The sequence below is a fragment of the Xanthomonas bonasiae genome, assembly GCF_014836395.1.
GTDB classification, from domain to species: Bacteria; Pseudomonadota; Gammaproteobacteria; order Xanthomonadales; family Xanthomonadaceae; genus Xanthomonas_A; species Xanthomonas_A bonasiae.
The window spans coordinates 177,684-186,165 of record NZ_JACSQX010000005.1; the positions used below are offsets into that span (position 1 = coordinate 177,684).

Here is an 8,482-nt window from a genome sequence, read left to right on the forward strand (position 1 = left end):
AGCCGCAGCGCCTGCCGCTATCGCGGTGCGGCCCGCATGCGCTTCACTTCGGGGTGCCCAGCCCGCCGATGTTGACCATCACCCGCAGGCCGATCACCAGCGCGTTGTCCGGCGCGCGGCGCGCGGCGGTATTGCCCAGGATGTCGGGATTGACGATGTACTGGACGTTCGGAACCAGCGACAGCGGCAACTGCGCGACGCGATAGCTGTAGTTGAGTTCGAAGATGGTCTCGTTGCGCGAGATGTCCGGCGCGGCGCCGCGCTTGCGCAGCAGGTCGTTCATGTAGCCCTGCTGGTCGGCGCTGAAGCGGTAGTAGTTGGCGACCGCACCGAATCCGTCGCCGGGCCGCGAGGCGAACGGGCCGCTGTAGTACAGGCCGGCGGTGACCTGCAGGTCGTACACCTGGCGCGCATCCAGCGGCGCGGCGATGTTGCCGAACGCGACCAGCATGCGCTTGCCGGCCATGCCCTGCGGCCGGTAGAGCGCGCGTTCGCCCATCACGTAGGTGCCCCAGCGACCGCCGTCGTACATGCGCGCCTGCCCGCCGACCAGGCCGCGCAATCCGCCGCTCCGGTTGTAGCGCAGGTCGCTGTAGTCGGCCGAGTTGTACCAGACGCCGGCCACGTAGCGCGGTGCGCCCCGGCCCAGCGCGGGGTCGGGCTCGTAGCCGACTTCCAGGGTGCCGAGCACGCCGCTGCTGTCGGCGGTGCTCCAGTCCAGGCCGTCGTTGTTCTTGCGCTGCGGATTGAGTTCGAACGCGCCGATCGAGACATAGCGCGCATCGGGCTTGTAGCGCAGCTTCGCGCCCCAGTTGACGTAGGGAAAGCCGACGAAGCCGCCATCGGCCTGGCTCAGCTGGAACGGGCAATCCGATGCGCCGACGAAGCGGCAACCGTAGCGGCTGCGCGCGAATTGCCAGGTGGTGTTCATGCGCCCGGCGACGAGTTGCCAACGGCCGTCGGCGAACGCCTGTTCCCAGGTCAGCTGCGCCAGTTGCGCTTGCTGCTGCTGGTACCAGTAGCCCTGCACCTTGACCCCGTTGCCGATCTGGCGCTGCGACAGGCTGTCGCCGTAGTACCAGGCGCCGGTGACGTGCAGGGTGGCGCCGGGAATGCCGAACAGGCGCTGCAGATCCAGGTCGGCACCGGCGACCACGCCGCCGGCATTGCGATCGCCGCGCGACAGGCCGCCATCGGCGTTGCGCGCATAGTCGTTGGACCAGACGAAGCGCGGCGCGATGCCGTGTTCGTCCAGCCATCCATCGGTATCGGCGGCCATGGCGGTGGCGGGAAGGGCAGCGGTCGCCAGCAACGAGACAAAAGAGAGGGTTCGGGGCATGGGACGCTCCACGGACGAGACGATGCGCCCGCTGGACGTGCGCGGCAGGTGCGCGGCGTCGCGGCAGTGCGCGAAGGGGAGACACCTTCCGGTCGTGGAGCCGCAAGACAGCGTCGCGTCCGTCGGCGACGGACACGGCCTGTGCGCAGATCTGTGGGGGGACCGGCAAAAGACGCGGTGATAGAACAAAACGCGGTGCGCGGCGCCGATCCGCGAGCCATCGGCGCAGCGGATGGGCCGCGCCACTGCGCGGCCCATCGGACTGGATGGAATCCGTCGGGTCAGGCCACCTTGCCGAGGCCGGCGGCGGCCATCGCGTCGGCGATTTCCTTGTCGGCGCCTTCGGCCAGCGGCAGCAGCGGCGAACGCACGGTGGCGTGATCGAGCAGGCCGCGTGCGGCCAGCGCCCACTTCAGCGCGACCGAGCCTTCCATGTGCGAGCCGCGGTGATAGACGCTCTTGGTCACCGGCAGCAGGCGGTCGTGCAGCGCGCGCGCCTTGGCGTAGTCCTTGGCCTTGCCGGCGGCGATCATCTCGATCAGCGGCTCCGGGGCGATGCAGCCGTAGCCCACCAGCGCACCGTCCACGTCGAACATGGTGTGCAGCAGGTATTCGTCGTGGCAGGTCAGCACCGGCACGTTCGGACGCTCCTTGCGGAACACCGGGATCTCGGTGTCCCAGCGCTTCATGTTGCGCACGCCGTTCTTCATCGCGATCACGCCCGGCAGCGCGGCGATCTCCAGCAGCGTTTCCACGTTGTAGGTGGCCTTGGTCACGTCCGGGTACTGGAACAGGATCATCGGCAGGCCGCTGGCTTCGTGGATGGCCTTGTAGCGATCCTGCGGCGCGCCCTTCTGGTAGCCGAAGCGCAGCCAGCCGTGCGAGGGATAGATCAGGCCCGCCGAGGCGCCGGCGGCGACCGCGCGCTTGGCTTCGTCGGCGGCCACCCGGGTGCCTTCCAGGGTGATGCCGGCGATGATCGGAATGCGGGCGTCGACGGCGTCGCGGAACGCCTCGATCACCTTGGCCTGCTCGTCGCGCTCCAGGAAGGTGCCTTCGCCGGCGTGGCCGAGCACGGTCAGGCCCTTGACGCCCTCGATGCCGCCCAGCCACTTGCCGATGCGCTTGATCGCGGGATAGTCGACGGCGCCGTCGCGGGTGAACGGGGTGACGGGCGCGGGAACCAGGCCTTTCAGGTCGATGTTGCTCATGCTGTTTTCCTCTTCTTCGGGTCAACGGGGGATGGAGTCGAACGCGGGGTCCGACGTGGGGTGGTACGAAGCGAAGGCGCGCGGCGGCCTGCGCCGCCGCGGCCGGCGCCGGGCTCAGGGCGAGAGTTCTTCCAGCGATTTGCCCTTGGTTTCCAGCGCGCACAGCAGCGTCACCGCCGCGCCGGCCAGCAGCACCGCGGCGAAGGCGACGAACACGTAGCGCAGGCCGATGCCGGCGATGACCGCGCCGACCACCAGCGGGCCGCTGGCCGAGCCCAGGCGCAGCCAGGCGCTGCCCACGCCGGTGCCGATGGCGCGGATGCGGGTGGGATAGAGCTCGGCCGAATACAGATACAGCGAGAAGGTGATGGTCTGCACCGCGGCATAGCCCAGCGCGGCGAACACCAGCACCTGCAGCGCCGAGGTGCCGCCCAGCATCGCCAGCGCCAGCAACGGGATGCTGCCCGCGGCGAAGGCGACGACGTACCAGCGCTTGCGTCCGACCCGGTCGATCGACAGCGCGCACACCACCGCGGCGGCGACGCCGGCCAGCGAGGTGAGGAAGCCGTAGGCGATGCTCTGCTGCAACGACAGCCCGAAATGCTGACGGTACAGCGTCGGCAACCAGGTGATGAGGCCGTTGGCCACCAGGTAGGAGCAGAACCACAGGCACCAGATCACCAGCGTGCGCTTGAGATAGACGCTGCCGAACAATTCGCGCCAGTCCGAGCGCTGCGCCTTGGGCAGCGCGTTGCGGTCGAACACCGGCGCCGGCAGCGGGCCGTGGCGGCGCTCGGCGCTGCGCTCGAGGTCGGACACGATCGCGTCGGCCTTGTCGTAACGGCCCTTGGACGCCAGCCAGCGTGGCGATTCGAACATGAAGAAGCGCAGCGGGATCATGACCAGCGCCGGGATCAGCCCGACCATGAACATCGCCTTCCAGCCGTAGGTCGGCACCATGAAGTAGCCGATGCCGCCGGCGGCGACCAGGCCCAGCAGGAACATCACTTCGTACAGCAGGAAGAAGCGGCCGCGCTTCTTCGAGCCGATCAGTTCGTTGATGTAGGCGCTGGCCACCGGCACTTCGCCGCCGGTGCCGATGCCCTGGATGAAGCGGAACGCCATCATCGCCGCGGCGCCGCCGGCGAACAGGCAGGCCACGTCCATCGACACGAACAGCAGGATGGTGAACAGCAGCACGTGCAGGCGGCCGATGCGCTCGGCCAGCCAGCCGAAGAACACCGAGCCGAGCAACTGGCCCAGGTAGCCGGCCGACAGGATCATGCCGATCTGCGCCGGCGACAGGTTCCACTCCTTGGCCAGCACCGGCATCGCGTAGGCGATGGCGATCACCGTGTAGCCGTCGAAGAAGGTGGCGGCGCCGACGATGTTGCGCGCCCACCAGACCTGGCGGGTGATGGGCAGGCGTTCGAGCCGGGCGCCGATTTCCGCCTGCGCCTCGGCGGGCGGCAGCGAACGGGCGGTGGCGGCGTTGGCGGTGGTGGTGGGCATGAGCATCGTTGCTGCCTCTCGCAGGACAAGAAGAACCCGGCGCGGGCGCCGGAGCGTCCACGAAGCGGTCGGATTGCAGGGGACCGGGCGGGCGCCCGGACGGTCAGGTGCTGGGTGCGGTCACGGCGACGCTCCCGCTGGCCTGGATCGCGAAGGCGATGTCCTTAGCCGCGAGCAGGGTGGGTTGGAGGGCGGTGTTGAGCAGTTCGTCGTGGCTGGTGCGCACCGACGGCGCGGCCACGCTGATCGCGCCGAGCGGATAGGCGTCGGCATCCAGCACCGGCACCGCCAGCACGCGCAATCCCTCGGTCAGCATCGAATCGAGGATCACGTAGTTGTCGCGGCGAATGCGGTCGAAGGTGCCGAGCATGGCGACGATCTCCGGCGCGTGCGGCGCGTGCACGTTCACTCCGGTCACCCGCGTCACTTCCGCCGGCGACAGATGCGCGAGCATGGCCAGGCCGATCGCGGTGCGGGTGCTGGGCACGGTGGTGCCGATGCGGATGTCCACGCCCAGCCGGGTGATGCCGGCACGCACCCGTTCGATGTAGAGCACGTCGGGACCCTGCAGCACCGCGAAGCTGGCCGCTTCGTTGACGTCGCTGACCAGCGCGCGCAGCAACGGCCGCACCACGCTGCGCAGGTCGCGGCGGGCGATGGCGTGGAAGCCGAGGTCCAGCACTTTCAGGGTCAGGCGGAAGCGGCGGCTTTCCGGAAGGCGATTCACGTAGCCCAGCTCGACCAGCGTGTTGAGCATGCGGAACGTGGTCCCCGGATCGAGCCTGGCCAGCGCCGCGATCTGGCTCAGCGACAGTTCCTCGTGTTCGGAGGAAAACGCTTCGAGCACCCGGAACCCCTTCGCCAGCGATTGCACGGTGCTGCGCAGCTTCTTGTCCGCTGCGTCGCCGCTGTCCTCGGCGGCGGCGTCCAACGCGCCTGGGGGGATGGTCTTGGTCATCGGCATGTCCTGGTGGCTGTCGTGCGTCGCCAGCTTGCCGAACCGGCTGGCTGGTGTCGCTTGACAAGCGGTTTTCGGATTGCGAAAATTATTTCGAAAGTACGTGCCAAGATTCTGCCAGCGCCCTTGCCGCGTCAAGTTGCGCCGCAACATGCGTGGTGGGCGCGGCACAGCCGCGGATGCGGGTGGTGGCGGCAATGCGACCGCGCGGCGCGCGACGATGCTGGCCAAGGCCATTCCGATGGCGATCGGCGCCATGCCCGATCGAGCGGTTTCGCCATGCCGTGTCGGCGCTCGACCCTCCGCCGGTCCTGCCGTCCTTCGATCGATGCGAGATGACTGCGGAGCGCCGTGTAGACGGACGCGTCTGCGGATTGCGGCGCAAGCCGTGCTAACAGACAAGCGAACGCGGCGCCGATAGCGTGGCGTGCATGGCCCGAACGAACCGTCAGCCGCCGCAACCGCCTGCGCAGAAATGGTGGCAGACGCTGTCGTTCAAGCGCGCCGCCGCCGAGGTGTCGGCGGTGCTGGTGCTGGTCGGCGGCACTTACGGATGCGTGCAGTACGTGGAGGTCAAGCCGCTGGAGCGGCGTTTGGCCGAAGCGCAGGCCGCCGCGTGCAAGCCGGCGGCCAGTTCGCCCTCGATCGAGTTCAGCCTGTTGCCGGGCGACAGCCGCGTCCTATGGGAGGGCGCGCTGACGGTGACCAATGCGACGCGCGGCGGCGATGGCGGGAGGACACGGTTGCGGGCGACGCCGCGCGAGGGTGCGCCGGTCGAGCGCGCGGGGCTGTCGCCGGGCGACGGCTTCGATGTGCCGATTGCCGGACAAGGCACCTATCGGGTCTATCTGAAACGCAGCACCGCCGATTTCATCGAGGTGTCCGTGCTGCATCGGCGTTGAACCGCAGCACGCGAGGCCGCCGCCGCTGCCTCACTGCGCGGTTGCGGTCTCGACGATGGCGCCGTTCTCGTACACGCTCAGCTGGTGCATGCGTCCATCCGCTGCCGGCGCGAACACGAAGCGCAGGTCGCGTTCCTCGGCGAAGAAGCGCGTCGGCGATTCGGCGCGCAGGGTGACGACCAACGCGCCGGCCGTGAGCTTCAGATGGTCGCCTTCCACGGCGACGCGGATGTCGCCGACCTTCTGGCCGAGATAGGTGCCGGCGTAGCCGGCCAGGACGTCGGGCGCCAACGTCAGGTGCGTGGTGGGCGCTACGTACGCCACCGCGCCGTGCGCATAGCTGTAGATGCGGCGCATGCGCCAGTGGCCGTCGACCGCTTGCCAGAGATTGGTGAACTCGGCCTGGCCGTCCAACTGCTCGGGCTTGCCGTCGCGCTGCACGTAGAAGCGGTGCGTGCCCGACAGCAGCGCGAAGCCGCCGGCCAGCGGATGGAACTGCAGGCTATCGGCGACGGCCTCGCGGCGCAGGTGCATCGCCGGGTCGGCGCAGGGGCCGTTGCGCAGGGATTGCAGCACCGCGGGCCTGGACGCGGTGAGGCCGGTCCTGTCGTGGTAGAACTCCACGTCGTCGGTGAGCAGCTCGCCCATCGCACGCATGTCGCAGGCGTTGTAGGCCTGCCAGTAGCGCGCATCGGCGGCGCGCACCGCCGCTGCGTCGTCGTCGGCCGCGGTTGCGGCGCCGCTCAGGCTCAGCAGCACGCACAGGACAAGGTGGCGAAAGCGCATGGCGGGCTCCTGCAGCAGGACCACGATTGCAGCGCACTTCCGCGCCGGTCGCGCGTGCATCAAGTCATGTGCACGGATGGCCGTAGAGGTTTCGCACAATCGCTGCGGAGACGGCATGGCGCCGTTTCTGCCGCGAATGATCGACGTCTAAGGTCGTCCTTCAGGTGCCTGGATAGGTTCGATGGAAATAATTGTTTTGCAATCAACAGACCCGCGCTGACCCAAATGACATTTGAACATGATCGCGATGCAGGCGATGGAGTCAGAGGGCGTAGAGCCTCGGTAGATCGAAGACCTCGAAATGGATGATGTTGAAAGCAGGCTCTGACTGCGGTCCGCTGAAGCGCTATGTGCACGCCGCGCCGACTGCGCTATTCTTCTGTGGGGGATTACTATCACAGCAGGGGCTGACGCATGAAGCTGGCGACCGCATTTACGCTGATGTTGGGAATGGCGTTTTGTCTGGCAACGGATCGGGCCGATGCAAGTGGTGAATCTGACGGCCTGCGCGCGTCATCGCCAGTGGCATATATTTTCCCGTGCTTAAGCAGCCGCTGTAAAAATGTCATAGGCGCGGAAGCAGATATCCATTTCGTGGGATAGGAGCAGCGCGGCAACTGCTCTCGCGACTGCATATGGCATGCATGTCGCGACCGTGCCCCGTCTGGCGGATGGGGCACGCGGATTGCCGCGTTCATCCGTGCGCATGCGACTTCGGTTGCATTTCGCGTGGACGTTCCGTCGCGTAGGGCTGAAGGCGCTTATGCATCTGCTGGCCTGGAGCGGAATCCGCGGGCATGTAGCCTGCATGCTTCATCTTAGAGAGTCGCTGCCGCTTTGGGGCATGTGCGAGAGCGGGGAAAAGCTGCGATGAAAAACGATGCACCGCAGCCCTTCGACGCGGAAAGCAGGCCAAGGCCTGTATTGGACGGTGTGCGCATCGCGGTGGTCGAGGACGACGCCGAACTGTGCGCGATCATCGTCGACGAGCTGGGCCACGAGGGCGCGCAGGTGCTCGGCTTCGGCAGCGCCGAAACGCTGTACCGACATCTGCTCGGCCATGTTTGCGATCTGGTGGTGCTGGATGTCGGGCTGCCGGGCGAGGACGGTTATTCGGTGGCGCGCTATCTGCGGCAGATCGCGCCGCAGGCGGGCATCGTGATGCTCACCGGCCGCGGCGCCAATCCCGACATGACCCGCGGCTTGCTGCAAGGCGCGGACATCTACCTGGTCAAGCCGCTGGATGTGGAACTGCTGATCGCCGCACTGGCCAATCTGCGTCGGCGCTTGCAGCCTGCCGCATCGCCGGAGGCGTTGCCGGCGCAGGAATGGCGCTTGAGCGACGACGGCTGGACGCTGTCCTCGCCAGCGCAGCGCACGCTGGCGCTGACCGAGGCCGAACGCGGCCTGCTGAAGGCGCTGTTCGCGCAACGCGGCGCGCCGGTGGACCGCGACACGCTGATCGCGGCGGTCACCGACGCGCCGTGGGACTTCGATCCGCACCGCCTGGAGGTGCTGGTGCATCGCCTGCGCGCACGGGTGACCGCGGCCACCGCCGCGACGCTGCCGCTGCGTGCGGTGCGCGGGCAGGGATATCTGCTGGGCGACAACGCCTAGTCTTCGCCGCATCCGCATCCGCATCGCGCGCGGAGCCGACGCCACGCGATCGGTAGACAGATTGCGCGTTTCACCCGCCATGCCAGCGCGCCGCCTTCCGTCACAGTGCGGCCATGGGCCGCATCTCATTGCCATTGCGCCATGCGTCTCGCTGTGC

The 8,482-nt window shown here is 68.1% G+C and carries 8 protein-coding genes; 3 read left to right on the plus strand and 5 right to left on the minus strand.

The features are described from left to right. Positions 1-43: 43 nt before the first annotated feature. From H9658_RS09650 to H9658_RS09665, 4 genes are all read right to left on the minus strand, one after another. Positions 44-1,339, minus strand: coding sequence for a carbohydrate porin (locus H9658_RS09650; RefSeq protein ID WP_191825182.1), 1,296 nt, complete (start codon positions 1,337-1,339; stop codon positions 44-46). Between the two features lie 281 nt (positions 1,340-1,620). Then, positions 1,621-2,550: a dihydrodipicolinate synthase family protein gene (locus H9658_RS09655; RefSeq protein WP_191825183.1), complete on the minus strand. Its 930-nt coding sequence runs from the start codon at positions 2,548-2,550 to the stop codon at positions 1,621-1,623. A gap of 114 nt (positions 2,551-2,664) precedes the next feature. After that, positions 2,665-4,062 carry an MFS transporter gene (locus H9658_RS09660; RefSeq protein WP_225209866.1) on the minus strand — a complete coding sequence of 466 codons (1,398 nt, stop codon included), beginning with the start codon at positions 4,060-4,062 and terminating at the stop codon, positions 2,665-2,667. Positions 4,063-4,165: 103 nt separating this feature from the next. Then, positions 4,166-5,020: an IclR family transcriptional regulator gene (locus tag H9658_RS09665; RefSeq protein ID WP_191825185.1), complete on the minus strand. Its 855-nt coding sequence runs from the start codon at positions 5,018-5,020 to the stop codon at positions 4,166-4,168. Between the two features lie 431 nt (positions 5,021-5,451). On the opposite strand from H9658_RS09665, the gene H9658_RS09670 reads away from it, so the two are divergent. Further along, positions 5,452-5,922 carry a hypothetical protein gene (locus H9658_RS09670; RefSeq protein WP_191825186.1) on the plus strand — a complete coding sequence of 157 codons (471 nt, stop codon included), beginning with the start codon at positions 5,452-5,454 and terminating at the stop codon, positions 5,920-5,922. A gap of 30 nt (positions 5,923-5,952) precedes the next feature. On the opposite strand, the gene H9658_RS09675 is transcribed toward H9658_RS09670, so the two are convergent. Continuing rightward, positions 5,953-6,708, minus strand: coding sequence for a nuclear transport factor 2 family protein (locus H9658_RS09675; RefSeq protein WP_191825187.1), 756 nt, complete (start codon positions 6,706-6,708; stop codon positions 5,953-5,955). 414 nt (positions 6,709-7,122) lie between these two features. On the opposite strand from H9658_RS09675, the gene H9658_RS09680 reads away from it, so the two are divergent. Both H9658_RS09680 and H9658_RS09685 read left to right on the plus strand, forming a co-directional pair. After that, positions 7,123-7,311 carry a hypothetical protein gene (locus tag H9658_RS09680; RefSeq protein WP_191825188.1) on the plus strand — a complete coding sequence of 63 codons (189 nt, stop codon included), beginning with the start codon at positions 7,123-7,125 and terminating at the stop codon, positions 7,309-7,311. 267 nt (positions 7,312-7,578) lie between these two features. Continuing rightward, positions 7,579-8,325 (plus strand): response regulator transcription factor, encoded by a 747-nt coding sequence (locus H9658_RS09685; protein ID WP_191825189.1) that lies wholly within the window; start codon positions 7,579-7,581, stop codon positions 8,323-8,325. Positions 8,326-8,482: the final 157 nt, after the last annotated feature.